The sequence below is a fragment of the Microbacterium sp. LWS13-1.2 genome, from assembly GCF_040144835.1.
Lineage (GTDB): Bacteria > Actinomycetota > Actinomycetes > Actinomycetales > Microbacteriaceae > Microbacterium.
Map to the genome: position 1 here is coordinate 1,879,039 of NZ_CP151632.1, position 26,094 is coordinate 1,905,132.

The following is a 26,094-nucleotide window of genomic DNA, read 5'->3' on the forward strand; positions in this document are numbered from 1 at the left end:
ATCTCCTCTCTGTCCAGAAGTTGAGCCCACTTGGCTCAACTACGTTCAGATTAGCACTCTCACCATGCGAGTGCTAGATGGGTCCGCGTTCGCCGTGAACGAACACGGGCGCGTTTCGTCTCTGCGTTTCGACTCGCAAGCTCGCTCAACGACCGGTCGTTGAGCGAGCGAAGCGAGACGAAACGCCCAGACAGTTCGTCAGCACTCGATGACGTTGACCGCGAGGCCGCCCTCGCTCGTCTCCTTGTATTTGTGCGACATGTCGATGCCCGTCTGCCGCATGGTCTCGACGACGGCGTCGAGCGAGACGTAGTGCGAGCCGTCACCGCGCAGCGCGAGACGCGCCGCCGTCACGGCCGTCGACGCGGCGACGGCGTTGCGCTCGATGCAGGGTATCTGCACGAGACCGCCGACAGGGTCGCACGTCAGACCGAGGTGGTGCTCCATCGCGATCTCGGCCGCGTTCTCGATCTGCCGGTTGGTTCCACCCATGACGGCCGTCAGTCCACCGGCCGCCATCGCGCAGGCCGATCCCACCTCGGCCTGACAGCCGCCCTCGGCACCCGAGATCGAGGCGTTGGCCTTGAACAGCGAACCCAGCGCGGTGGCGGTGAGGAGGAACCGACGGATGCCGCGGCGACGGTTCGCCTCAGCCCTCTGCTCCTCGCTCCACTGCGCCGGCTCGGGAGAGCCAGGGGCCTGGCCGGGATACCCGAGCAGGGCGCTGCCCACGAGCTCGCCGTACGGGGTGACCGCGTTGCCCACGCCGAGCCCGGAATCGGCGAGGAAGCGCCACCAGTACATCGCCACCGCGGGCACGATGCCGGCGGCGCCGTTCGTGGGCGCCGTGACGACCCTTCCGCCCGCCGCGTTCTCTTCGTTGACGGCGAGCGCGAAGGCGCCCAGCCACTCCCCCGGCAGCTCACGACGGCCGTCGGCCTCGGCAGCCTCGAGCTGCTCGCGGATCGACGCCGCACGTCGCTTGACACCCAGCATCCCCGGCAGCACGCCGCCGGTTCCGAGGCCCGCCTCGACGCAGGCGGCCATCGCATCCCAGATGGCATCCAGGCCCGCGGCGATCTCCTCGTCGGGTCGCCGGGCCTCCTCGTTGAGGCGTGCCGCCTCGGCGATCGTGATGCCGCGCTCATCGCACAGCGCCAGCAGCTCCTCCGCGCTCGCGAAGTCCAGGGGGAACGCGCCCGGGCCACCGGGCTCGGCGCTCGTCGGCGGATCGCCCTCACGGCGGATGAACCCGCCGCCGACGGAGTAGTAGGTCTCGCGGACGAGGAGTCCGGCATCCGTGGCGGGAGCGACAGCCGTCACCGACGACGATCCGGTCTCGCGCACGCCTGCCGCGGCCACCGCGCGCGCCGGCCCGTCGTCGGCCGAGGTCCACGCTTCGAGCGTCATGGCATTCGGGTGACCGGGCAGCCGCGTGCGCGGTGCGAACACGACGTCGCCGCGTTCGAAGCGCACGGCCCGGATGCCGGCGAGCACGAGCGGCTGCCCGTCGGGCCAGGCGCCCCACGCCGAGCGCACGGCATCCGGATCCACCGTCTCGGGTTCGAGTCCCCGCAGCCCGGCGACGACCGCGTCGGGTGTCCCGTGGCCGATGCCGGTCGCACCGAGCGAGCCGTACAGCGTGCAGGTCACCCGGCCGACCTGCGGCAGCACGCCGGCCTCGCGCAGGCGGACGACGAAGTCATGGGCGGCCCGCATCGGGCCGACCGTGTGGGAGCTCGAGGGTCCTACGCCGATGGAGAACAGCTCGAACGCCGAGACATAGGCGCTCATCGCCACCAGGCTAACGCCGCAGTCGATGCGAACTGCACGCCGTTACCGAGTCGAGAGGCAGGATGCCTCGACTCGGGTGGCCAGCGCATGCAGTGTGATGACTGCCGTGCGACGCCGACGGCGCACCGTTGCCTCTGGTGAATCGTGCGGCGTTGCGATAGGCAGGTACCAGCCCCGCGCGCACGCGACGGAGGCGGTTCGAGAGAGGGTCCGCGATGCTCTTCGTCCTTTACCTCATCCTGCTCCTGGGCGGCATGTACCTGGTCGGCTCGGCCTTCGCGGCCCCGTTCCTGCCGGCGCTGGTGTTCGTCGCCGGAGTCCTCTGCATCTCGCTGGCGGTGGCACTGCCCATTGCGGCGCAGCGGATCGACAGCGGCCCCCGGAAATAGCCGGCTCGCAGTCCCGAGCGGGGTTTGTCAACCCCGAGAACACCCGGCCTGTTGTCGACCAGAATCGACTCGCTGCATCAGCTTGGAGGCACCGAAATGAGAACAGCGACATCCGCATCGCCGTGGTCCGACACCGGACAGGAGAGGTGAGCGAACGATGGTGATGCTCGAACCACAGGTTCGTCCGACAGGGCGGCAGTACGACCTGCAGCGCGTGGATCAGTCGACGTGGATCATCCGCGACGCGCACGTCCCCACGACCGACGCGAGAAGTGTCGTCGCCTGCGTCAGCGAGGCCGCCTGGGACGGCGTCGATGTGCTCTGGCTGCACCCGGTCGGCCTGCCCACCCACTACCGCACCGCCGACGCGGCGCTGCGCGACCTGATCCGCCACGGTCGCCGGAGCTCTGGGACCACCCGGCCCATACCGATCCCGCATCGTCCGCCGGTGAAGCCCGAGCGCTGCTGATGCGGCCGCCGCGATGAGGCCGTCGCTCGCCGACGACTCGCTGTCCGTCCTCGTCCAGGGCTATGACTTCGGCGAGCGGATCTGGCGACGGGTCCGCGACGGTGGGCGGTCCGCCCCGATGCGATTGCTGGGCCGCGACGCGCTCCTCGTGCGCGGCTCAGCGGGCGCGGCGGTGTTCTACGACCAGGCGCGCATCGCCCGGCACGGTGCGATGCCCGCGATCGTGCAGAACACGCTGTTCGGACACGGATCCGTGCACAGCCTCGACGGCGACGAGCACCGCCACCGCAAAGCGACGTTCGTCGACGTGGCGTACGAGGATGCCGAGGTCGAGCGCCTGCAGCCGCTGCTCGAGCGCGAATGGCGCCACGAGCTCGACGCCTGGCTCAAAGGCGGCGAGCGCACCGCCTACGATGCGGCAGTCGGTGCACTGGGCCGGGCGATCATGGTGTGGGCCGGACTGCCGGGCACCCCCGCCGCGAAGACCCGCTGGGCGGCGCGTCTCGCGCAGATCGTGGACGGATTCGGTGCGCCCTACTCCCCTGCCTACGTCGCCGCTGCGGTGAACCGACGCTGGTCCGACCGGCATGCGCGACGCCTCATCGAGGCCGTGCGCGCGGGCGACCTCGCCGCGGCGGACGGGACGGCGCTCCACTCCTGGGCCTGGCACACGGATCCCGCCGGTGAGCTGCTGCCCGCACAGCTCGCAGGGGTGGAGCTGCAGAATTCGATGCGCCCGATGATCGCCGTCGCGCGCTTCGTCGCCTTCGCTGCCAAGGAACTGCACGACCGGCCCGAGTGGAGGGCTCGCATCGCCGCCGAGACGGCGGAGCGGGCGGCGCTGGTGGGCGGTCCCCTCGCGATCATGTTCGCTCAAGAGGTCCGGCGCACCGCGCCCTTCGTGCCGATGCTGCCCGGATGGGCGAAGCAGGACGTCGAGCTCGACGGTCAGCACCTCGCCGCCGGCGGTCGGGTGGTGCTCGACATCCTCGGCACCGACATGGACGCCGGTTCGTGGGAGAACCCCGCCGCCTTCGACCCCGAGCGGTTCCGTGGCGTCGAGGATTACGAAGCGCTGACAGCCTTCATCCCGCACGGCGGCGCCGAAGTTGCGACCGGCCACCGCTGCCCGGGTGAGAAGCTCGCGATCGCCGGCCTCGCGGCCGCGATAGCCGTGCTGAGCGATCCCCGGCTGACAATCCTCGACTCCGGGCTCTCCGTGAACCGCCGCCGGCTTCCGACGATGCCGAGATCGGGAGCACGCGTGCGGGCGGGCGGGGCGCCGTCACGCTGCCCGATCCACTGACGACGGATGAGGCATCCCGCGCTCACGCAGTGCCGGGCGAGAGTTCACGTATCCGGGAAGTGGTGGTCCTCGGCACGGCGGACGTCGGCGAGCGTCGCCTTCCAAGTGCTCCGCCGCGGGCGCCGACGGTCGAAGAGCCTCCTCAGGGAGTCTCCGACGGAGCGGAGAGCTGATCCGATTGTGATCATGGCTGCTCACCTCAAGCAGTGGGGGTTTGTCTGTGGAACAGGGATATCCCGTGGGGTGCCACGGCGTCTTGGGGCTTGACCTGGCGCCCGAGGTGTGGTGTCCCCGGTAGGTGCGATGATCCGCATGGGGATGATCGGCGGGAGGGCGGGATGCGGGGCGAGGCGACCGTGCTGCACGCCGACCTCGACGCCTTCTACGCCTCGGTCGAGCAGCGCGACGCGCCCGCACTGCGCGGACGACCCGTCATCGTCGGCGGTGGCGTGGTGCTGGCGGCGAGTTACGAGGCGAAGGCCCGTGGCGTGCGCACTGCGATGGGCGGCCGGCAGGCCCGCGAACTCTGCCCGGATGCGGTGGTCGTCCCCCCACGGATGGACGCATACTCCACGGCCAGCCGTGAGGTGTTCGCGATCTTCCGCGATACGACACCGCTCGTGGAGGGGCTCTCGATCGACGAAGCCTTCCTCGAGGTCGGCGGTCTGCGGCGCATCGCGGGCACGCCCGAGCAGGTCGCCGTGCGCCTGCGTGAGCGGGTTCGCACGGAGGTCGGACTCGCCATCTCGGTCGGGGTCGCGCGGACGAAGTTCCTCGCCAAGGTCGCCAGCGCGGTCAGCAAGCCCGACGGCCTGCTCGTCGTCGAGCCCGATCACGAGGAGGCGTTCCTGCTCCCGCTGCCGGTCGAACGGCTGTGGGGTGTCGGGGCCGTGACCGCGGAGAAGCTGCACCGGCTCGGCATCCATACCGTCGGGCAGCTGGCCGAACTCGAAGCCGCCACCGCCGAGAGGCTGCTGGGCAGGGCTGCCGGTGCACACCTCCACGCGCTCGCTCGCCTGCGCGACCCGCGCCCTGTCGACACCACGCGGCGCCGCGGGTCGATCGGCTCTCAGCGTGCGCTCGGCAACCACCCGCGCTCGGCGGAAGAGCTCGACCTCTTCTTGACGCAGATCGTCGACCGGCTCGCCCGCCGCCTGCGCGAGCGGGACCGGGTGTGCCGCACGGTCGTGCTGCGCCTGCGCTACGGCGACTACGCGAAGGCCACCAGATCCCGCACGTTCCGCTTCGCGACCGACCGCACCGCCCTGCTGCTCGAGGTCGCGCGGGGGCTGCTCGCCGCCGCACAGCCCGAGATCGAGCAGCGCGGCATCACCCTCATCGGGGTGTCACTGTCGCAGCTGGGCCGCGCCGACAGCGTCCCGCCGGAACTGCCCATCGACTGGGACGACGGGTCTCGCCTCGACGGGGTGCTCGATGCGGTTCGCGACCGCTTCGGCGCGGCGTCGGTGGCACGCGCCGCGCAACTCGGTCGCGATCCGGGCTGGTCGACGCCGCTGCTGCCGGAACACGAGTGACCGCGAGAACCGCGTCCGAGCGCGCACGGCAGGGATGTCGCCGGCCCTGCTTACCCTGCTCCCATGGCGGAGCGTGTCGAACTGTGGTGGGCCCGCCGCCAGTTCTCAAAGGGGTCGGAAGTCCCCTACCCGGTGGGGAGCTACCGCGAGGCCTGGGCGCCGTTCCCCGCGCTCATCCGCCAGTACCATCCCGAGCTCAACGCCGGCATCGTCTTGAGCCAGGTCCCGCCCGCGGCGGACGTGCTGCTGCTGTGGCAGTGCGAGGCCGGCCACAAGTTCGCGGCCACTCCCGACGAGCAGCGCAACCGACCCGGACGTGAACGCCGGCGCTCCGCCTGGTGCCCCGACTGCGCCGACCTCGCCCGGCCCGCCCACGCACTGCCGATGCGCGACGTGGTGACTCCTCCCGACTCCCCGGTCCCGGCCGCCGTCGCGAATCCCACCGGTCGCGCGGTTCTGCGGCCGCGCACGCCGAGACACAGGCTGCAGGTGTGCGCGAAGACGCCTGACCTGCCCGTCGGCGAGCCCTTCCGCTCGGAATGCGCGCCGAAGCCGGCATCCGCGGTCGAGGCGCAGCTGCGCGCCGGCCTGTTCGCCCGCCTGTCGGTCACACCCGGCTCGAACGCCGTGCGCGTCGCGCGCCCGTTCTTCGACCACGTGGAGGTGTGGCCCGACATCCTGCTTCCCGAGCTGCGCGTCGCCATCGAGTACGACAGCACCGGCCGGCACGGTCTCGAACACGTCGGCAAGCGCGAGGACGCAGACCTGCGCAAAGACCGCGCGCTGCGCTCTGTGCGGTGGGAGGTCGTCCGCATCCGCACCGGCAAGCTCGAGCCGCTGGGCCCGTTCGACCTGCAGATGTCGGCCTGGAACACGAAGGGCCTCGAGCGCCTCATCGACACTCTCCGAGACATCCGCGGACCACTGCTCGTCGACCCGTACCTCGCCTGACGCGAACCGTCGGCGACAGCGTCTATCCGAGGTGGCGGGCCAGAGCTTCGAGGATGCCTCGCGTTCCTTCTTCGCGGTTGACCCCGTCTGCCCAGAACCGGTCGAAGAAGATGCCGTGCTCGGCATGCGTGAAGCGTGTTCCCTCGGGGATCCGCTCGAACTCGAGGGATGCCACCGACGTGGACATGTGGATGCCGTCGAGCCACATGTCATAGGTCGTGACGATGCGCACGTGCTCGACGATGTCGGTGTAGACGGCCTCGTACCGTGACAGCGGTCCACCGTGGAACTGCGCCTCGTCGACGTCACGCCCGCCGACACGGAAGTCGAATGCCCACTCGCGCGAGTCGAAAGCATCGCTGTCGCCGAACCAGCTGCGCTTCTGCGTCTCGTCGGCGAACGCCTGCCACACGTCCTCGACGGGCACGGGATAGTCGCGGGTGAGCGTGAACCCGGCGTGGGCGAGTCGGCGCTCGACCGTCATCGCTGCTCCTCTCGGGTGAAGGTGACGTGGATGGTGCCGCTTTCGGCGACCTCCGTGGTCACGCGGTGTGTGTGCTCGAGGCCGCGAAGGTCATCCCACACGCGGTTGCCCTGGGAGAGCACGATCGGTGCGATCCCTACGTGCAGATCGTCGACGAGACCGGCCCGCAAGAATTCCTGCGCGGTGCCCACGCCGCCGCCGACCCGGACGTCGAGCCCGCCGGCGGCGGCGGTGGCCTCCGCGAGCACGTCCTCGATCGCGCCGGTTCGGAAGTGGAAGGTCGTGCCGTTGCCCATCGCGATCGACGGGCGGGGTGCGGAGTGCGTGAGCACGTAGACCGGGCAGCCGAACGGCGGCTCTTCGCCCCACCACCCCTTCCAGTACGGGTCGTCGGGATTCGCGTGCAGACCGAACATGGCTGCGCCCATGATCTCGGCGCCGACGCCGGTGAAGAACGCTGCGGCGTACGACTCGTCTACGCCGGTCGTGCCCGCGCCGCTCGTGTCGCCGAAGACCCTCTGCCGGAAGGTGCGGGTGGCCGCGTATGCCGCCGTGAGGGGTCCCCAGTCCTCACCCATGGGGTTGTCGGCCAGAGGATCGGGCGCCGCGGTATACCCGTCGAGCGACGAGAACAGGTCGATGCGAACTCGGGTCATTGCGAGGTCTCCTTGTCAGTGATGCGGGTCAAATGGATGCCGAGGCGGTCTGCCTGCCGCTCGGCGGGTGTGCGCTGCTCGCCCAGCCAGACGTGCAGGACGTCGAGCGCGCCGGGTCGCAGGCTCACCGTGCGGACGCGTCCCTGTTTGTTCGACGTGACGATTCGCGCGTCCTCGAGGATGCGCAGGTGCTGAAGCAGCGACGGCAGCGTCATCGAGACCAGCCCCAGGAGGTCGGACACGATCGCCGGGGACTTCGCGAGCCGCTCGACGACCATCCGCCGAGTCGGATCCGCGAGAGCACGGAGCACCGCGTCCAGCTCCACGGAATAGTTAGGCATATGCCTAACTATTGCGCATGCCACCACAGCGCGTCAACCGGCTCTCTCAGACATCTCCTCGTGGGTGAACCGCCTCCGTTCTCGGGGCGCTCGACGATCGCCGAGGTCGGCATCGAAGTGCCCCCGACGGTGAAGGCCGAGGGCTAGAGTCGGTCGTGGAGAGCCGGGAAGCCTGGTCGGCGCAACATCGACGTTGCCGACGAAAGGCCAGACCGTGCAGGCATCCGACACTCAGGCATCTCGGCCGATCGTCGACCCGCGCACGACCTCGATATGAGAGGAACCCCGCCATGCCTTTCGCGATTCAGACTCGTGCGCTCACGAAGCGCTACGGCTCGCACACCGCGCTGCACGGACTCGATCTGCGGGTCGAGTCGGGCAGCGTGTTCGGGCTCATCGGCCCCAACGGGGCCGGCAAGACGACGACCCTGCGTCTGCTGCTCGACATCATCCGACCGACCGGCGGCGAGATCAGCGTACTCGGCGAGAATCCTCGAGCGGCGGGGGCGAAGCTCCGCCGACGGATCGGCTACATCCCCGGGGAGCTCCGTCTGGAGGGTCGGGTGAAGGGGGGCGCGCTCCTGAAGCAGCTCGCCGAGATCAGCGGCCCCGTTCCGCCCGGATCGATCGAGCTTCTGGCGGAGCGACTGGACCTGGACCTCACGCGTCCCGTCCGGACGCTCTCGAAGGGCAACAGGCAGAAGCTCGGTCTGGTGCAGGCATTCATGCATGAACCGGAGCTGCTGGTCCTGGACGAGCCGACGAGTGGACTCGATCCGCTGGTGCAGCGGGAGTTTCTCGCGATGCTCCGTGAAGCGCGGCACGCGGGGCAGACCGTGCTGCTGAGCTCGCATGTGCTCAGCGAGGTCCAGCAGGCAGCCGACGACGTCGTCGTCCTCGCCGGCGGCCGGGTCGTCGCAGAGGGCGCGGTGGCGGAACTGCGGCTCGCCGGCGTCCGCCGCATCCGGGCCACGCTCACCGGGACGACCGTCGAGTCCGTGCAGCTTCTTCTGATGGCGGTGCCTGACCTCGATGACGTGGACGTCACGGTGGCACCGGGCGACCTGGTACGGGTGTCCGCAACCGCACGTGGCGAGATCGATCCGGTCATCCGCGCTCTCGCGAGAGCGACGATCCGCGACCTCACCGTCGAGGAACCCGATCTGGAGGAGTCCGTGCTCGATCTGTATGCCCAGACGCAGGCGGCATCATGACTGCCGTCGCGGTGTCACGCGGCCGTTCGATGCGGGCGCCGCTGCCGGTGTTCCGGGGTTGGCTTGCCGAAGGGTGGCGCGGGCTGCTGGGCTGGGCGGTGGGACTGGTCGCTGTCGCACTCGTCTACCTGCCGCTGTTCCCGACGATGCAGTCACCGGAACTGTCGGGGCTGATTGAAACACTGCCGCCGGAACTGGTTCGCACGCTCGGGTACGAGAACATCACCTCGGGGGCGGGCTACACCCAGGCGACGTTCTTCGGCTTGATCGGCTTCGTGCTGGTGACGATCGCCGGGATCGGCTGGGGCGCTTCGTTCATCGCCGGTGCGGAGGAGTCGGGACGACTCGAGCTGACGTTGGCGCACGGCGCCGGGCGCGTGCAGTATGCGCTCGAAAGCGCTGCTGCCCTGACCGTGAAGCTGCTCGCGCTCGGGCTCGTGGCCCTGCTCGCCGTGGGAGCGGTGAACGGTCCCGCAGAGCTCGAGCTGGACCCCGTCAACCTGCTCGCGGTGACCAAGGCGCTGGTCGGTGTCGGCATGTTGTCGGCCACAGCTGCGCTCGCCGGCGGGGCACTCACCGGGCGTCGCATCTGGGGAGTCGGGGTCGGATCCGCGATCGCCGTCGGGGGGTACGTGCTGCAGGCGATCGCGAACAACAGCGAGGATCTCGACTGGCTGCGGGCGCTCTCGCCGTTCGACTGGGCGTTCGGTGAGGCACCGCTCGCCAACGGCATGGATTGGACCGGGCTGGCGCTCCTCTGGGGCGGCACGGCGGTGCTGATCACGCTCGCCACGGTGGGACTCGCGCGGCGAGACGTCCTCGGCTGACGGGCGGCGCCATCGGTCGAGTCGCATCACCCGCCACGTCGCCGCGATGACCAGGGTGAGGGCTTGGGAGGGCTTCACGGGTATGGTCGACGCGTCGAGATCACCACCGGAGAATCGATAGATGCGGAGCGACATGGACACGGCGTCGAGCGTCACGGTACGACCGTGGAGACCCACCGATGACATCTCGGTATTGGAGGGTTTCGTCGCGACGTACAACGGCGAGCCATGGAACGACTCATGGACTGTCGAGTCCGCCGCCCAGTACCTCGGGGAGTTCCGAGCCGTGCCGCGCTCAACCACCCTCGTCGCCGTCGCGGCGGACCGCGTGGTCGGCGCCGTGTACTTTCATGGCCGCACGTGGCAGGACACGTCCGAGATCTTCATCGATGAGTTCTTCATCTTCCCCGCGTCGCAGCGCCAGGGAATCGGCCGCGCGCTCATGGCGGCCGTCCGCGATCGAGCGGCTGCGGAAGGTGCGGCGGCTCTCACACTGATCACCGACCGCGAGATGCCCGCGTTCGGTTTCTACGCCGGGCTCGGATTTCGAGAAGGTTCGACTCAGGTGTTCATGATCGGATGACGGCCAGGCGGTCGTTTCCGTCACCAGACCGTTCCCCACCCCACCACAGGAGCACTTCGATGTCGATATCCCTCGCCGTTCCCGGCGTCCCGTTCGAGCTGACCCCCTCGGAGGGCTCGGAGTGGACCGTCGCCCCCGACCGGGTGGAGGTGCTCGCCCCTGCGCACAGTGATCTCTTCGTCGATCCGAGCGGCAAGAGCGGGACCGCGGCCGAGACGATGCTCAACGCGGTCACGCTGCTCGGCGCTCCCGGAGCGGGCGATTTCGTCTTCTCGGCCCGCGTGGGCGCGGACTTCCGGGCGATGTTCGACGCTGCCGTCCTCCTCGTCTGGGCCGATGAGCGGCACTGGGCGAAGCTGTGCTTCGAGCGGTCGCCGGCCGGACAGGCGATGGTGGTGTCGGTCGTCACTCGCGGGGTGTCGGATGACGCCAACTCGTTCACCGTCGACGGCGACGCGGTCTGGCTCCGCGTCTCGCGGATCGGGCGGGTATTCGCGCTGCACGCCTCCACCGACGGCGACTGGTGGCACTTCGTCCGCGCATTCGCGCTCGGAGACGACATTGGCGACGTGCGGCTCGGGTTCGAGGGTCAGAGCCCGACGGGTGACGGATGCGCCGTGTGGTTCGACCGAGTGAGCTTCGCGCAGACGACCCTCGGCGACCTGCGCGACGGCAGCTGACTCGGAACGACGAACGGCGGCCGCCCGACCGATGTGGTCAGGTGGCCGCCGTTCCTCGCGCCGGCCTCAGTCGTCGCTCTCGACCCCGGCGGCGATCACCGCGAACTCGGCGTCGAGGTCGATCTCGACGAACTCGCCGGCGGCGGTCAGAACCGTGACGTCCCACGGTGAGGTGCTGTCGTCGTCGGCCTCGATCTCGACGACGCGCCCGTCGGCCTCGGCGAGCGCCGCATCCACGATCGCCGCGATCGCGTCGGCGTCGAGGATGTTCTGGGGCGCGGTGTCGTCGGAGTCGGCGGACTCGGTGGACGTGACGGATGCCGCGCCCGATGCGTCGACCCGCACCTCGGTCTCGGCGCCGCCTTCGGCCTCGAGCGTCACCTCGGCGCCGCCATCCCGCTTCAGATCGATCGACACCGGTTCGCCCTCGCCGGCGGCCGATGCCGCGTCGATCATCGCGACCAGGTCGTCGGCGGAGGAGGTGCCAAGAGTCGACAGGTCGCCGCCGGCGCTGTCGTCGCCGGTGCTGTCGTCGCCGGTGCTGTCGTCGCGCGAGTCGTCGTCACGGGAGTCCTCATCCCGCTCGCCCGACACCGACGACGTGGTGTCGTCTTCGTCGACCTCGTCCGCGATCGCCGCGCCGACCGCGATGCCGCCCCCGGCGAGGACGGCCGCCGCGAGCACTGCGCCTCCGGCGATCAGCAGGCCGCGGGTACGGCGGCGCTTCGGGGCGGGAGCGGCCGCGGGCATGCCCGCGTCGGCTCGCCCGCCCGGGGCGGGGGCGGGAGTCGCGGCGACCACCTCGGTCTGCTCGGCGTCGGCGGGGCGGGCGGGGGAAGTCTCGGGGGTGCTGTTCTTGTCATCCATGCTCCGATGGTGCCGACCGGTCGCTGAAGCAGGCCTGAAGCATCCTGAAGCCATGTTCAGGATGCCGCGGGAAGCACGACCGAGAACCGCGCGCCGCCGAGCTGAGAGTCCTCGACGGCCACGCTGCCGCCCTCGGCCTCCGCGATCGCACGGACGATCGCAAGGCCCAGCCCACTGCCTCCGGCGTCGCGTGCACGTGCCTCGTCGAGGCGCACGAAGCGCTCGAAGATGCGCTCGCGCTCCGCCGCCGGAACGCCCGGGCCGTCGTCATCGACTGTCAGCAGCACCTGCCCGTCACGCTCGAGCACCCCGATCGCGACAGCCGACCGTGCGTGCCGCGCCGCGTTGTCGGCGAGATTGCGCACGAGCCGGCCCAGCAAGCGGACGTCACCGCGCACCCGTGCGGCATGGATGCCGGACCCATCGACCACCGCACCCCCGGCGCGGAGCCGTGTGATCTCCGCGAAGGCGAGGTCGTCGAGGTCGACGGCCTCGTGTTGGATCACGGGACTCTCGTCGAGCCGCGTCAGCAGCAGGAGCGCGTCGACGAGTTCCTGCATCCGCAGCCCTTCGTCGTGGACCACCCCGGCAAGATCGTCGATCGATGTCGCTTCCGGGTGCAGCTGCGCCAGCTCTGCGTGCTGGCGGATCGTCGCGAGCGGGGATCGCAGCTCGTGCGAGGCATCCGATACGAACTGTCGCTGCGCAGCGGCTGCGGCATCCAACCGATCCAGCATTCGATTCATCGTGCAGGCGAGCGCGGCGATCTCGTCGCCCGATGCCGGCACGGCGACGCGCCGGTCGAGGCGATCGGCGGAGATGTCATCGACCTCTGCGCGGATGCGCTCCACCGGGCGGAGAGTACGCCCGACCACCCACCACGTGATCGCGGCGACCAGCGCGACGACCCCGGCGACGGCGACGGCGAGCAGCACCGCGACCGTGGCGAGGGTGCTCTGATCGTCCTCCACAGACACGGCCAGGAGCAGCGCGCCGCCATCGTCGAGGTCTTCCCGCACGACGACCATCGGTTCGTCGTCGTACGTGATCGCGGGGGCTCCGTCGATGTCGGGCAGGTCGCCGCTGTCGGCTTCCTCCGACGTGGCGACGACACGCCCGCCCTCGTCGAGCACCTGCGCGATGTCGTCGTCCAACCCGGTCACCACGGCCGGCCCTTCGGCGTCGATCCGGGCCGCGAGCTGCTCGGCGCGCGTCTCGGCAGCACGCACGGTGGCCTCACGGATGCTGACGGACAGGATGCCGTAGAACGCCAGCGCCCCTCCCACCAGCGCGGCGGCGACGACCAGCGTTGAGGCCGCGGTGATGCGGGTCCGCAGCGAACGGCGACGCCGCTCAGCCACCGTCGGCCGCCAGACGGTAGCCCGCGCCGCGGATGGTCTCGATCGCTGCTCGGCCGAACGGCCGGTCGACCTTGCGCCGCAGGTGACCGACGTAGACCTCGACGATGTTCGGGTCGCCCTCGAAGTCGTCGTTCCAGACGCCGGCGATGAGGTCGCGCTTGGAGATCACCTGCCCGCGGTGACGCATGAGGTGCTCGAGCACGGAGAACTCCCGCGACGTGAGCTCGACATCGGTATCGCCGCGCCGCACCGTGCGGGCACCGGGGTCGAGCCGAAGATCGCCCGCCTCGAGCACCGTCGGCCGCTCGACACCGCCCCGGCGGATCAGCGCACGCAGGCGGGCGACGAGCACGGCGAACGAGAAGGGCTTGGTCACGTAGTCGTCGGCGCCGGTCTCGAGCGCCTCGATCTGGTCCCACTCGCCGTCCTTTGCGGTGAGCATGAGCACCGGCGTCCAGTTTCTCCTCCGCCCGCAGCGCCTCGCAGACCCGCCATCCGCTCATGCCCGGCATCATCAGGTCGAGCACGATGGCGTCGTACGCGGTTTCTCGGGCACGCCACAGTCCGTCCACGCCGTTGTGGGCGATGTCCACCCCGAACCCCTCCGCCTCGAGTCCGCGACGGATGCCGTCCGCGAGGCGCACCTCATCATCCACCACGAGAATCCGCATCGGCCCCAGTCTGGCCCCCGCCGGCTGAATCCTGCCTGAAGCGCCGCCCTCTTCGACGCTCGCCCTGGTGGCCAGCGGTCATCGACGATCAGCCGCGCCAGCCTGAGACGAGGGCGCGATCATGGCTCAGGAGCCGGTCAGCCCGTCGGGCGCCTGGTGCGGTCGAACTGCAGGCCGCTCTCACCCTCGCCGAAGGCGGGAGTGACCAGGCGGCCGATCCAGACGCTCCAGGTGCCGTCTGCCCTCCGCGCGGCACGCGGGATCCGCTGGACGCGGACTCCCTGCCGCGGAACCTCCGCCGCGATGAGCACTTCCTGCGCGTCCTCGGCGAGGAGCCGGCCCTTCGCCGCACCATCCACGGCGTCCGCCATGCGGGCCCGGCGCAACAGGACGCCGTCCTCGCTGACCTGGGCGACGTAGGGGTGCCAGTTGTCGGGCACGAAGGTCTGCAGCTCGTATCCCAGCACCTTCTCGGCCGGCGCGTCGCCGGGGTTGATCGGGCGCGGAGGCGGCATCGCCCCCGCCTTCACGGGGGCGGGATCGCCCGACACCGCCGGCACGGTCTGCTCGATGGCCCAAACGAGGTTCGCGGTCTCGTCGCGCAGGAAGCGCACGTCCTCGATCGGCGGACCCTCGAACACCGCCGCGGCCGCGGGCGGCACGAACAGCCCTTCGAGCTCGCCGCGGGGCGCGCCAGGTTCGGGGGCGGCCTCCGTCGTCGTGAACATCCGCCACGGCGCGGCGGCGGCGCCGGCGGGCACCGGGGTCGGCTGCTCGGTGAGTTCCCACAGAGATCCGAAGGTGTCGACCCACCGCACACCGTGCACGCGCAGCACACCGCCGGGCGGCGTGTCGACGGGCAGCACGAGCCAGTCGTCGCCAGTGACGATCGCGGCTTCGACGACGAGCACGCGAGCGAGCTCGTCCGGGTCGGCGTAGACGGCGCCGAGCGACACCGCCGCATCCTCGAACTCCCAGAATCTCGAGACGGGCGATCCCGGGAACTCGAGGCGTGACGCGAGCACGTTGCGGGTGATCGGCTCGGGCGCGTGGCCCGCGGCATCCGGTGCGTTCTCTCGTGGGAGCAGATCGAAGCTCGACCAGCCCACAGTGCCGCCGCCGTACTCGGGGGCGCTGAGCACTTGCGCCGTCGTCGCCACGCTGAACCCGTACTCCAGGCGTCGGCCCACCCAACTGGACGGGGCGGCTTCGGCTCCACTCTCTTCGGCGAACCACGCGCGCCACTCCTCGATCGCGGCGCGCGCGGCCTCGCGGCCTTCGCGCCTGAGAGCGGCGGTGAGCCAGGCCGGATGACTCCGCGCGATCGCGGTGGCGAACGCTTGGGCATCGAAGGTGCGACCCACGAGCATGCGCTGCGTCTGCGCCCAGTCGCTCGCGTCGTCGCCGAGGGCCGTCACGGGGAACCGCTGCACGATCCTCGCGATTGTGGTGGCCTCGCCGAGCTCGGCGAGAACGTCCTGCAGCGCCCACGCCGCAACCGCCGCGAACCGCGTGTGCCCCGAGCCGTCGGGTGGAGGATCGGATGCCTCGGCCTCGACGTGCGGCTCGAGCAGGTCGCCGGCGCGCCACGCCTGCCAGTCGCGGGAATCCCCCTCTTCGGGAAGCGGTCCCGGGTGCCAGGCTGTGATCGGATCGAACTCGGCCGAGACGGTCACCGCGAGCGGGGTCCCGGTGTCTTCGCCGGCGAACTCGCCGAACTGCCATTGCCGGCCCAGCATCCACAGTGGATCCCAGACCTGAGCCATGAGGCCGACCTCGGGGTCACCGCTGACCGGGTTCGGCTCGATCCGGGTCGCGAAGGGCACGATGCCCGTCACCGCACTGATGGCCGTCGCGGGCCGGAACACACTCGCCATGTCACACTCCTTCCCTTGGCACGGGTCTCATTCGTTCTTCAGGAAGGCCGGAACCGAGAGCGCGACAGCGAGCAGGGCCCTCGGATCGACCGTGTGCGCGTCCACCCGCGACCAGTGGTCGAGGCTGATCGCCGGCAGGATCTCCCCCATCTCGGCGATGTCCGCGGGGGTCGCGACGCGCATTCGCACGAGACTGCTGACCTCGTCGAGCAGGTCCAGCAACCGCTCCTGCGACCACCCCTGCTCATCCGGCGGAACGGCGAGCAGGAGCGCCTGGGGCGCTCGTGCCGACGGTGCCTGCGCGTGCACGGCCAGACCCGTCGTGACGAGCGCAGTACGCGTGTCGTCCTCCATGCGGCGCAGCGCCGGCCGCTTCTCGGCCCACTGATCGACGACGAGGCCGGAAAGAGCGCCGCCCGGCGAGAATCCCCGCGGCGGCGAGGTCGGCCCGAGCAACTCGACGACGACCGAGGTCACCGCATGATTCGGGTCGGGAAGATCGGCATCCCCCGCCCAGCGCTCCGCGCCGAACAGCGCGATGCGCAGTGCTGCGGGGCTCCCGGACGCGCGTCGCAGGGCGGCGAGCGTCGCCCATGCGGCGACCGGCGGCCGCACCGTCGACATGCGGGCGAGCCAGCGGCGGACGACCGCTGCGTCCGTCGCGGCCGGACGCAGCGCGGCCACGATCGCCGGGGCATCGGGGGCGGCGGGGGGATCGAGAACCTGGACGACCGGCAGGCGCCCCACGATGTCGCCCAGCGCAGCGCCCGCGCCGGCGCCGGCGGCATCCGCCGCCGCGAGACGACCCTGGGCGACCGCGGCGAGGCCTCCCACGTAGCCGGCAAGCAGCTCCGGATCGATCGTGGCCGCATCCACATCGTCGCCGATGCCGATCGCGGCGAGTTCGTCAGCGCGCCGCAGCAGTGCGGAGGTGCTCGCACCCGGCGGAACGTCGGCGATGCCCTCGATGCCCCGGCGGGCCGTCTCCAGCCGGGCACCGAGGTCGGCGCCGTCGACGACGTGCCGGGGGTCGGTCGAGCCATTGCCCACCAGGTCGTCGGGTGCCAGGCCGCGGGCCGACGACAACACGGCGCGGGCGGCCGCGGCCAGTTGCCAAGCCTCCGCGATCGTGATGCGGGACGCGGCCAGCACCGCCGGCCGGACGGTCAGCGGCTTCTCCGGCAGACCTGCAGAGCCCCGACGGCATCGCGCCCAGAACCGCTCGAGTCCTTGCGGGCTGCCGTCGGAGGCCATGACGAACTCGAGGGCGGACACCCGGGCTCGGGCGAGCGTCCGCTGCGCTGCGGGTCCGGTGACAGAGATCGCGATCCGGGTGGCCGGTCCGAGGACGCCTCGGCACCAGAGCTCGAGGAAGGGATGCGCGCCGCTGCGGATTCCGGACACCCAGCCACTGTCGTCGTCGTCCGCCGCCCTGGTCGCCCCGCCGACGACCGCCAGGCGGTACGTCGCGCCGTCCTGTTCCGGCGCTGCGAAGGGGATCTGGGGCTCTTCCGGGATCGTGTCGCCGGAGACCGCATTCATGGCGGCGGCGGCACGCGCGGGGTTGCCTGAGACGAGCTGGTGGACGCCCTCGGCGAGCAGCAGGTCCGACACCGCGTCGGCGAGCTGGTCGAGACGGTCGACGCACGCCACGACCTTGTCGAGATCGTCGACTCCCGGTGCGCCCGGAGCTCGGAGCGTCGGCGCGCGCCAGCCCTCGTACGTCTGTGGCGCGGTGAGCACGGGCTCGAGGATCTCCCGACGACGTGCGGGATCATCGAGTCTCTTCAGCAGCCCCAGTCCGTCGACGACCGCGCCGGTGTGCGACATCGGCGTCGCACCGTCCGCCGGCGTCTCGCGCCCGACGACCAGCGGCGCGAACGCGCGGAGGACCAGGAGGAACCTGTTGAGGGAGGCATCCGTCTCATGCAGCCGGCGTTCGAAGCGGTAGCCCAGGAGCGCACCCAGGTCCTGCCCGGCGCGCATGCCGCGCACGATGTCGACGGCCTGCCGCATGCGGGTGCTGCTGACGTCGAGCTCGAGCGGCGAATCCGGCCCATCCATCGGGGCATGCGTCAGCCGGGCACCACGCAGCACGGCGGCCGCCGCGGCATGCGCCGTGGTGGGGGCCTGAATCCAGCCGACCCCGCTGGCGGCGGCGACGTCGTCGGCGGCGCGGGGCGTCAGCGCGATGTCTTCGAGCCATGCGAACGCGCCGATCGTCACACCGTCGGGCGCGCCCTGACGCACCTCGGAGAGGCGCCGGGTCGCCAGCGACGTCACCCACGCGTCGAGGCGGTGGGAGGCGGCATCCAGGGCGCCCGCGAGCAGCTGCTCGCGCACCTGCGAGTCGTCGACCGTCGTGAGGTTGCGGATGCTGTCGCGGGTGCGGCCGGCGAACGCGAGGGCGACGACGTACTCGACCAGCTGCGCGAGCGCACGCAGCGCCCGCGTGTACGCCCCGAACTGTTGCCGGACGCCGCGCAACCGCGCGGTCACCCTCGTGCGGGCGGCAAGGCTCGTCACCAGTTCCCCGAGGCGGGACCTCAACAGATCGATCACCCGAGCGCCGGTCTCGGCATCCAGGGCCGCGGGGACGTCGAAGAGGGCGGGATCGAAGATCGCGTCGAGCAGCTCGTCGAACGCGCCCTGATCCGCGACGAGCTCCCGGAGGGGCTCCAGCGTCTCGCGCAGCGCCGGAGCGAGCTCACCCGGCTCCCCGTGCCCGACGGAGTCGAGCAGCTGTCGCAGCTGGAATCGCGCATCGGCTTCGGCTGCCGCCCACGCCGAGCTCAGCAGCAGCTGAAGGACGCTTCCCTCGCACACCGCGTCGGGAGACTGTGCGAGAGCCTCGATCGCGGGCACATCGTCGTCGGCGACGAGCGGCAGAGCGAGCATCCGAGGACCTCCGAGATGCGGCACGCGCTGCAGCGTGAACGGCCTGAGACCCATGCCTTCCTCGAGCTTGCGCGTGACGTCATCACGGTCGGCCTCGTCGGCGGCGAAGCGACCGGCCGACAGCGCCGCGCCCAGCGGGCCGCTGGTGGGCAGCATCCGTCGCACGCGCACGTTCCGGCTCGCCGGCGCGAGCCCCAGGATCCACGGGAGCGTCTCCGCCAGATCACCCACCCGCACCGTGCGGGGCTGCGCATTCGCCCACATCGGCCACGCGGCGCGTACCGCCCGTTGCACCAGCGCGTGCCCCCGGACGCCGGACGCGAGGGCACTCGTGAGCGTCACGGGCACGATGCCGTAGGGCTGGCGTCCGACCCGCACCGCCGGGTACGGTCCCGCGGGCCGCACGAACGTCCGCACATGGTCGGCCACGTCGAGGCGATCGAACGGGCCGATCGCCCGCGGGCGGATGGCCCGGCTCAGCCACGGACCCCATGTCACGGGCCACAGCGCATCGGCCATCCAGGAGGCTCGGGCGTCCACGGCGGTCGCGCCGGGCCAGTCCGCGAAGCTTCCCGCTTCGAGGCCGAGGGCTCGGGCGAGCGTGCCCGCACCGCCACCGGTCGTCGGGTCTGCGTCGCCCGCGGTGGCGGTTCCCCAGCCGGAGCGAGCGGCATCCGTGTTGTTCGTGGGTGTGCCCGCCGCGACGAGGGCGCGGTCGGGGTGGGCCTGCAGAGCGGCGAGCACCTCACGTGCCGCGGCGGCCGGATCGAGTGGGTCGGATCGGCGCAAGCCGATGACCACCAGGCGCTGAATCGTGGCTGTTCCCGCGCTCAGCGGCACGGTGATCGCCAGGCCCGCGCCGACCGCGGCCTGGTAGTCGCGCAGCCAGAGGGCGGTTCCACCCGTCCCCTCGGCGAGCGATCGCAGCGACGCGATGCCCTCGTCGAAGGCGTCGGTCTCACCTTCAGCGGGCGGCTGATCGATCTTCCCGAGTGGGATGCCGAGCGCCGCCGAATCGATCGGCGCGCCCTCGGCGATGGACTCGATCCCATCCTGCGTGACGATGACACGGAACGCGTCGGGCAGCAGGCGCAGCGCCCCGGCGGGATCGGTCGCGACGTCGTCAGGCCAGATCCGCACGCGGAGGTCGACGTCGCCCCCCGGCGCGTCACGCCAATACGACTTCGTCTCGACGCGGACGGGCACGAGCAGCAGCGGGAGCTCGGAAGCGGCGTCGAGCCATGGGTCCATGTCCATGCGTCATCCCTCGCCGATGAGTTCCTGCACGCGCCAGCCGACCCGCGCCGGTTTCTGGAAGAGCGCCCACGCGATACGAGCGCTCGTGTAAGTCCCCTCGGGTTCGGGCACGCCCGGCGGGTTACCCGGCGGTCGCGGCGGCCAGATCCTGGGGACGAACGCGTTGAGGTGCTCACCCTCCTTCTTCCAGTGCTCCCACGTCAGCTCGTCCCGAACCGGCTGAGGTTCGATCGGGTCCTCCGGCTCATTGATGTCGAGCCCGAACCGCGGAGCGCCTATGTGCTCGGCCAGCGTGAACCAGTTGGCACCCGACGCGGGATGGACCGGATCGGTTGTGGGGTCCTGTGCCTTCGCGACCTCGTCGGTGAGGTCGAATCCGGCGAGAAGCAGGTCCGGCGTCAGCGGGATGCGGAAGATCGGCTCCACCGGCTGCGCCGCGTACTTCACGGGGTAGTCCGGCGCAGTCGAACGGACCACCGTCGCGATCACATGGGGGAAGCGCCGGATGAGCTCGCCGCGCACGACGAACACGAGCTTGCCGGCTCGTTCCGGATCGGCCAGGGCCCCGAGCCCTGCCGGTCCGCGGAGGGTGTGGATCGGCGCGATGTCAGGCTCCGTCGTCCAGAAGCGTCGCAAGCTCGACGCGCGGCCGTCTGTGGGGTACTCGCGCCAGACCAGCTCCCGCGCGAACTCGTGGTTGGCGCCGATGAGGAACGAGGACACGAAGCGTCCGTTGGTCTCCATCGCCGTCACCATGTCGTGGGGCTGGATGGCCGCCACCCCCGGCATGATCCACTCCTGGTCGTACCGGTTGAGCGCCTCGATGAGCGGCCGGCGGAACTCCGGCGCCGCCATCACAGTGTCGAGGTCGTCGGGAGCGCGCCCGAACATCTCCGCCAGACCCGGGAGGCGCGTACGCAGTCGTCGCGGCACCGTGAGAGCGGGCAGCAGCCGCCCCGATAGATCCAGCACCGTCAGGTCGAGCCTCGGGCGCGGCGCCTCGACGGGCTCGGGGTCACGAACCACCGCCTCGTTGAACGTCTCGAGGACGACGCCGCTCGGCCCCTCGAACAGCGGGCGGATCTCTCCTTCGTCGGGCCCGAACTCCTCCCAGTCGAGCGCGACGCCCTCGATCCCCTCTCCCTCGCAGACCCGCCGGACCTCCTCACCGATCGGATCGAAGACCCAGGCTCGCAGCTCGTCTTGAGCGAAGGAGCGATACCCCGGTTCCGGCGGCAGACCGCTCGCCGGGAACCGCGCCAGGCAGGCCATCGGCAACTCCCACTCCTGGCGACTGCGCGCAATCCCCCACGCGAGGGCCACGTCGGCGGCCGCATCGTCGAGCCGACCGGCGAGCGCCGTGTCACGCTGCCAGGCGTCGATCTCCTCCGGGAGTGGAAGGGCGTCCAGCAGGTCCGCCAGGATCGCTGCCGCCTCGCGCTCGCCGTCGACGTGGAAGACGTCCTCGAGCCCCTCTCCTTGTTCGAGCAGACGCATGGGCTCGGTATGGGTCAACACGCCGGGTCCGGGTACAGGAAGCACCCAATCGGCCCCGTTGCCGTCGTCGTCCGCGAGGAGCGCGGTCGCCGCGAGCGTCCTCTCGTCCGCCGCCGTGAACCGCGCGACGCGCCCGAAGGGCCGGGCGATCCGTCGCATGGTGGCGCCCGCAGCCGCGAACGGCAGAGCACTGGCCGAAACGGCGCCGCGCGCGGTGAGCTCGTCGCCGACCGGAATGTGGGCCAGGGCGCGCTGCGTCACGCCGAGCGTGTCGCCGGCGCTCATGCGCGCGATCGTGCGGCGGTGCAGCGCGGTCGACGCCAACTCCGCGAACCGGGCGCGGTTCAGCACGCGGTTGGCCTCGAGCACATTCTGCAGCTGCGACCATGCACCGGCCATCAGCGGCTCCTGGTCCATCCGGACCACGGATGTCCCGAGCCCGGCCGCGATCCGCTCGGCCGGGTCGAGATTCAGCTCGGCGAGCCAGGGCGGGTTCTCTCCCTCCGCAGGCAGCGCCGTCGCGAGCACGTGCGCTCCCCCGTAGAGCGGAGGACCGACCTCCGGATCGGCGTCGGTCGAGGCGGGCACGTCAACGAGGTCGCGCAGCCTGACCTCTGAGGCGGCGGTCAGCTGCCCAGGGTCGCCGGGCGCCGGTGCCGTCTCTGCACCGGGCGCCACGAGCGCTCCGAAGACGTCGCGCGGACCGACGGCGCCGGTGACTCCCATCCCTGCATCGGAGGTGTCGACGAGCCGCCGGCCGAGACCTTCGGGAGTGGGGACGCCCTCGATCCGTTCGGCGAGCTCTTCGAATCCGAGCAGCCCTGCGGTCGCGAACTCCCACGTGTCGTACCCCGGAAGAATGACCTTCGAGTCCGGCCCCGCCGCAGGACTCCACGACCAGGCCAGCGTGGCCATGGGAGCACGCCCGAGAGCCGCGTCGACTCCCGCCTGGAAGGTCGGCACCACGATCGCACGCCACTGCCGGTCGGGTGCCAGCCGGCGCGGTGCGAGCAGTCGCGACAGATTCAGCCGTGGCGACCCCGAGCCGAGGCTGCGGGCGAGGAGTCCGGCATCCGTCCTGTGTGTTCCGAGCACCTGCGCGTGCGCCCATCCCCATGCCTCGTCTGGCCGCGGAAGGTCACCGATCCTCAGTTCGAAGGTCTCCGGCAGCTCCGGCCGCAGCGGCGGCTTGCGGACGGCGTTCTCGGCCGGCACGACGACCAGCCGCAGCCACGGCGGGAGCCTGCCGTCTCCGCTCGGTGCGGTCGGTGTGAACAGCCAGGGCAGGTCGGGCTGGTCGAATTCGATGTGGGCGAGGTCGCCCGTCGTCGCATCCGCCGTGCCGGGTGCCGGGTAGCGCCGGATGATCTGCGCCGGGTCGATGCCGAGCACGGCCCCGGGACCGCGCACCTCCACCTCCTGCTGCACCCGTGCGAGGCCGCCGTGTCCGTCGGACAGGTCGAACGACACGTCGATGCGCGCGGTCGCCGAGGCATCGGTGGAGAACTGCGGATGACGGATGCCGGCTGCGGCGCCGGTGCGGAAGTAGGGCACGAAGGTGAAGCTCTCGCCGTGCGCAGGTTCGGCGATCACGGCCGGAAGCCGTGCCGCGACGTCGACCATGCCCATCACGCACCCACCCTCGTCATCGCGGCGAGTCCGCCCTGGACACCCCGGGCGCTAAAGAGCGCATCGCTCCAGGGCGCGAAGTCCGCGCGCAGGGCGCCGGAGGCGACATCCGTCACGCGCACCTCCGACACCGGGCGCACCTCGATGCGTCGCTCGGCCAGCTGGGGACGCCAGTCCTCCGCGCTGCGCAGCGCCGAGCTGCCGGCGGGACCCGCGTCCAGCAGGAGCCGGAGCATCGCATCCGAGATGAGCAGGCGCATGGGCTCGATGGGTTCCTCGGGCCGGCCGGGCCACGAGTCCTCGTATTCGAGCTCGACGGAGTGCACGAATGGCAGGAGGGCTGCGGCATCCGTCTCCGCCGTGGAGAGGTCGATGGTGAGCCCGCCTTGGCGGTCCTCGAAGTCGGGTGCGCCGAGCTGCGCGTCCGCCGAGAGCTGGAGGAGCTGGCCGATCGCGAACGACTCCGTCACCGAAGAGGAATCGACGGCGGCGCCGGGCGCTCCGCCGACCGCACCGACACGGACGCCGCCGGGGACGGCGAGCCGGCATTTGGCGGGGGCGACGGGCGCTGCTCCGACGCGTTCGATGGTCATCTGCCACGGGAAGCGCCGCTGTGAGCACCGGACGAGCTCCCACGGCGCGATGACAGTGGGGCTGTCGCCGCCACCCGCGGGCACACCAGGGACGGGTGTCATGCGGACCGGCACGTACTGACCGGCGCGTTCCGCGCGCTGCCACGCCTCGGGAAGGTTGAGGGCCTCCGCGACCTTGGCGAGCGGCGCGACGGCCTCGAGCGCGGGTGACGCCGGGCGCGAGGGGCCGAAGGTGATGGGTCCGACGTCGATGCTCGGGTCGGGCAGCGGCCACGGCAGCGAGAAGCGCCCGCGCCCCTCGATGGTCCAGGGGCTCGGGCCGGTCAGGCGACCGGACAGCTGCACGCCGAGGAGCGCGATGCCGAAGGCCTCCACGTGCACGCCGGCGCTGATCGCGACCTCGAACCCGAACGGGTCGAGCTGGATGAGGGCGTCCAGGGTGAGGCTCCCCCGCACGGCGGCGACCGCAACGGAGTAGCCGATCTCGATCGATCCGCCGAACTGCACCGTGTTCGGCGTGACGGCGACGTAGCCCTCCAACCGGAGTTGCAGGCCGACGGGCGGAGACATCTCTGCGCCGATGCGCCGCATCCCGGTGAGCTCCCCGGGGATCGCCGTGAACTTCGGGTGGAACCCGCCGGCGCTGAGGTAGACGCCGGGGTCGTCGAACCGGATGAGCAGTCCGAGGCTGCCGTAGACGGAGAACAGTGCGATGCGCGAGTTGTAGAGCTCGGCACGCAGCAACACCTTTCCGCGGCCGAACTGCGCCATCACCCCCGCGCGCAAGTCGATGATCGGGGCCTCTTCGGTGGGGAGCGCCGCCCTGGCAAGGCCGACGATCACGATCACCGGGTCGGGGGCGGCGAGCACGACCCCCACGTCGAGCGTGAAGAGGCTGATCGGGCGACCCCACGCGAGCTGCACCATGGGACCGACGACGAAGCTTCCGGCCTTCGCCGGAAACACCCGGCCCAGCGTCTGAAGGATCGTCGGGGCAGCGGCGACGACGTCGGGCGGGAACATGAGCTGTTCCAGCACGCCGTCCTTGATGCCGGCGGCGATCGCGTCGGGCATCACGTCGACCCCGAGACCCACGATGCCGCCGACCGCGTTCAGCGTGAAGAGGAGCCCCAGTTCGATCGGCACCGGGAACCGCATCGACATGACGACGACGAACGACATCGCGCCGTCGACTTCGCGGAAGAGCCCGAAGGCATCGACCTTGACGGGTCCGATCGTGAGGGCGAGCGCGCCCCCGAACCCGCCCTGAACCACTCTGAGGTAGCCGCCGCCGGAGACCGGTCCGGCGTCGAGCGAGATGCCGATCGCCTCGGGCACGAGAAACGACGGGTCGCCGAACGGCTGCTGGCCGGCGAGGATGCGGGCGGGGTCGATGGGCAGCCGGAGTCCGGCCCCGTCGACTCGGGCTTTGAGGACGCCCAGCAGCTCTGTGAGCAGCCGACTGCGGAGATCGATACGCAGGTCGCCGCCCTCGGCATTCAGCGCCAGATCGAGTCCCTGCAGCTCGACCACCTGCGCATCGAGCCGGGCGGGCAGTGCGATCGGCCCCACGGCGCCCCGCGTCGTGACGCCGCGCGCGTCGACGGTGAAAGCCAGGTCGGTCGATGCCGACCCTGCAGCGCCGATGAGCTTGCGGATGAGTCCGTCGGTGCCGCGGCCGAGATCGATGCTCGCACCGCTGCCCGCGACGGTCATGCTGAGGCCCGGCGCACCGAACCGCACCGTGAGCTCGACCGCGTCGACCTGGAACGGCGGAGCCGATGCGCTGGTTCCCTTCCAGGTCACCTCGAGGAGCGGTGAGCCGTTGTCGTCGGCCTTCATGGCGGCGACGGGCGAGCGCAGGCCGAGGCCCTGGAGGAGCGCTCGCGGCGGGGCCTCCTCGATCGCCTTCTGCGCGACCACATCGAGCTTCACCCCGAGAATGGTCGCGGCCGCGTCGACTTCGCCCAGTGCATCCCACAGGTGCCGCGTCCCATTCGCCAGGTCACCGGCGTCCAGCGCCGTGACCGCGGTGGCGAGCTGCGTGCCGGCAGTGGTCAGATGGCCCTGCACCTGCACCGCATCCGCGAGCGGCTTCTCGACCAGTTCCGCGAGCTTCTGCGCCGTGTCGAGGGTGGCGAGTCTGCCTGCCGCGTAGCGCAGCGCGGCTGCAAGCAGCTTTCGAGCGGTATCGTCCACCGCGTGTCCCTGCGCT

General features: G+C 71.1%; 19 protein-coding genes and 1 pseudogene. 9 read left to right on the forward strand and 11 right to left on the reverse strand.

All coding sequences use genetic code 11. The annotated features are described in order from the left end of the window. Positions 1-198: 198 nt before the first annotated feature. A complete protein-coding gene (locus MRBLWS13_RS09000) occupies positions 199-1,794 on the reverse strand; it encodes an L-serine ammonia-lyase, iron-sulfur-dependent, subunit alpha (RefSeq protein ID WP_349428698.1) in 1,596 nt (531 codons plus the stop codon). A gap of 215 nt (positions 1,795-2,009) precedes the next feature. Here MRBLWS13_RS09000 and MRBLWS13_RS09005 point away from each other — a divergent pair, with 215 nt between their 5' ends. The 5 genes from MRBLWS13_RS09005 to MRBLWS13_RS09025 all read left to right on the forward strand — a co-directional run bounded on the left by MRBLWS13_RS09005 (position 2,010) and on the right by MRBLWS13_RS09025 (position 6,444). Then, positions 2,010-2,183: a hypothetical protein gene (locus MRBLWS13_RS09005; protein WP_308868560.1), complete on the forward strand. Its 174-nt coding sequence runs from the start codon at positions 2,010-2,012 to the stop codon at positions 2,181-2,183. A gap of 163 nt (positions 2,184-2,346) precedes the next feature. After that, complete coding sequence (locus tag MRBLWS13_RS09010) at positions 2,347-2,652, forward strand: hypothetical protein (protein WP_349428699.1); 306 nt, start codon at positions 2,347-2,349, stop codon at positions 2,650-2,652. Between the two features lie 13 nt (positions 2,653-2,665). Then, the gene (locus MRBLWS13_RS09015) at positions 2,666-3,958 is read left to right on the forward strand and encodes a cytochrome P450 (protein WP_349428700.1); all 1,293 of its coding nucleotides are present in this window, start codon (positions 2,666-2,668) and stop codon (positions 3,956-3,958) included. A gap of 338 nt (positions 3,959-4,296) precedes the next feature. Then, the gene (gene dinB, locus MRBLWS13_RS09020) at positions 4,297-5,493 is read left to right on the forward strand and encodes a DNA polymerase IV (protein WP_349428701.1); all 1,197 of its coding nucleotides are present in this window, start codon (positions 4,297-4,299) and stop codon (positions 5,491-5,493) included. Between the two features lie 63 nt (positions 5,494-5,556). Further along, the gene (locus MRBLWS13_RS09025; protein ID WP_349428702.1) at positions 5,557-6,444 is read left to right on the forward strand and encodes a zinc-ribbon domain-containing protein; all 888 of its coding nucleotides are present in this window, start codon (positions 5,557-5,559) and stop codon (positions 6,442-6,444) included. 22 nt (positions 6,445-6,466) lie between these two features. Here MRBLWS13_RS09025 and MRBLWS13_RS09030 read toward each other — a convergent pair whose 3' ends face one another. Genes MRBLWS13_RS09030 through MRBLWS13_RS09040 form a run of 3 tightly spaced genes read right to left on the reverse strand, consistent with a single transcriptional unit; the run spans position 6,467 to position 7,862 of the window. Beyond that, positions 6,467-6,928: an SRPBCC domain-containing protein gene (locus MRBLWS13_RS09030; RefSeq protein WP_349428705.1), complete on the reverse strand. Its 462-nt coding sequence runs from the start codon at positions 6,926-6,928 to the stop codon at positions 6,467-6,469. Continuing rightward, positions 6,925-7,584 carry a dihydrofolate reductase family protein gene (locus MRBLWS13_RS09035; protein WP_349428707.1) on the reverse strand — a complete coding sequence of 220 codons (660 nt, stop codon included), beginning with the start codon at positions 7,582-7,584 and terminating at the stop codon, positions 6,925-6,927. Before MRBLWS13_RS09035 ends, MRBLWS13_RS09030 begins: the two co-directional genes overlap by 4 nt. Next, complete coding sequence (locus MRBLWS13_RS09040; protein ID WP_349428708.1) at positions 7,581-7,862, reverse strand: ArsR family transcriptional regulator; 282 nt, start codon at positions 7,860-7,862, stop codon at positions 7,581-7,583. Before MRBLWS13_RS09040 ends, MRBLWS13_RS09035 begins: the two co-directional genes overlap by 4 nt. A 353-nt stretch (positions 7,863-8,215) precedes the next feature. Between MRBLWS13_RS09040 and MRBLWS13_RS09045 the strand changes: the two genes are divergently transcribed. From MRBLWS13_RS09045 to MRBLWS13_RS09060, 4 genes are all read left to right on the forward strand, one after another. Further along, on the forward strand, positions 8,216-9,139 hold the full coding sequence (locus MRBLWS13_RS09045; RefSeq protein WP_349428709.1) for an ABC transporter ATP-binding protein: 924 nt from the start codon (positions 8,216-8,218) through the stop codon (positions 9,137-9,139). Next, positions 9,136-9,966 carry an ABC transporter permease subunit gene (locus MRBLWS13_RS09050; RefSeq protein ID WP_349428710.1) on the forward strand — a complete coding sequence of 277 codons (831 nt, stop codon included), beginning with the start codon at positions 9,136-9,138 and terminating at the stop codon, positions 9,964-9,966. The genes MRBLWS13_RS09045 and MRBLWS13_RS09050 overlap by 4 nt, the downstream gene beginning before the upstream one ends. A 121-nt stretch (positions 9,967-10,087) precedes the next feature. Beyond that, positions 10,088-10,549 carry a GNAT family N-acetyltransferase gene (locus MRBLWS13_RS09055; protein WP_349428711.1) on the forward strand — a complete coding sequence of 154 codons (462 nt, stop codon included), beginning with the start codon at positions 10,088-10,090 and terminating at the stop codon, positions 10,547-10,549. A gap of 59 nt (positions 10,550-10,608) precedes the next feature. Further along, the gene (locus MRBLWS13_RS09060; RefSeq protein ID WP_349428712.1) at positions 10,609-11,229 is read left to right on the forward strand and encodes a DUF1349 domain-containing protein; all 621 of its coding nucleotides are present in this window, start codon (positions 10,609-10,611) and stop codon (positions 11,227-11,229) included. A gap of 66 nt (positions 11,230-11,295) precedes the next feature. Here the strand turns inward: MRBLWS13_RS09060 and MRBLWS13_RS09065 are convergent, their stop codons facing one another. From MRBLWS13_RS09065 to MRBLWS13_RS09095, 7 genes and pseudogenes are all read right to left on the reverse strand, one after another. After that, positions 11,296-12,096, reverse strand: a complete 801-nt coding sequence (locus tag MRBLWS13_RS09065) for a hypothetical protein (RefSeq protein ID WP_349428713.1) — start codon at positions 12,094-12,096, stop codon at positions 11,296-11,298. Between the two features lie 56 nt (positions 12,097-12,152). After that, positions 12,153-13,457 (reverse strand): ATP-binding protein, encoded by a 1,305-nt coding sequence (locus MRBLWS13_RS09070; RefSeq protein ID WP_349428714.1) that lies wholly within the window; start codon positions 13,455-13,457, stop codon positions 12,153-12,155. Next, a pseudogene (locus MRBLWS13_RS09075) lies at positions 13,450-14,128 on the reverse strand (response regulator transcription factor). Before MRBLWS13_RS09075 ends, MRBLWS13_RS09070 begins: the two are co-directional and overlap by 8 nt. 137 nt (positions 14,129-14,265) lie before the next feature. Further along, a complete protein-coding gene (locus MRBLWS13_RS09080; protein ID WP_349428715.1) occupies positions 14,266-16,005 on the reverse strand; it encodes a hypothetical protein in 1,740 nt (579 codons plus the stop codon). Between the two features lie 27 nt (positions 16,006-16,032). After that, a complete protein-coding gene (locus MRBLWS13_RS09085) occupies positions 16,033-20,160 on the reverse strand; it encodes a hypothetical protein (protein WP_349428716.1) in 4,128 nt (1,375 codons plus the stop codon). Positions 20,161-20,163: 3 nt separating this feature from the next. Continuing rightward, positions 20,164-23,289 (reverse strand): hypothetical protein, encoded by a 3,126-nt coding sequence (locus MRBLWS13_RS09090; protein WP_349428717.1) that lies wholly within the window; start codon positions 23,287-23,289, stop codon positions 20,164-20,166. Then, positions 23,286-26,078, reverse strand: a complete 2,793-nt coding sequence (locus MRBLWS13_RS09095) for a DUF6603 domain-containing protein (RefSeq protein ID WP_349428718.1) — start codon at positions 26,076-26,078, stop codon at positions 23,286-23,288. Before MRBLWS13_RS09095 ends, MRBLWS13_RS09090 begins: the two co-directional genes overlap by 4 nt. Between the last annotated feature and the right edge of the window lie 16 nt (positions 26,079-26,094).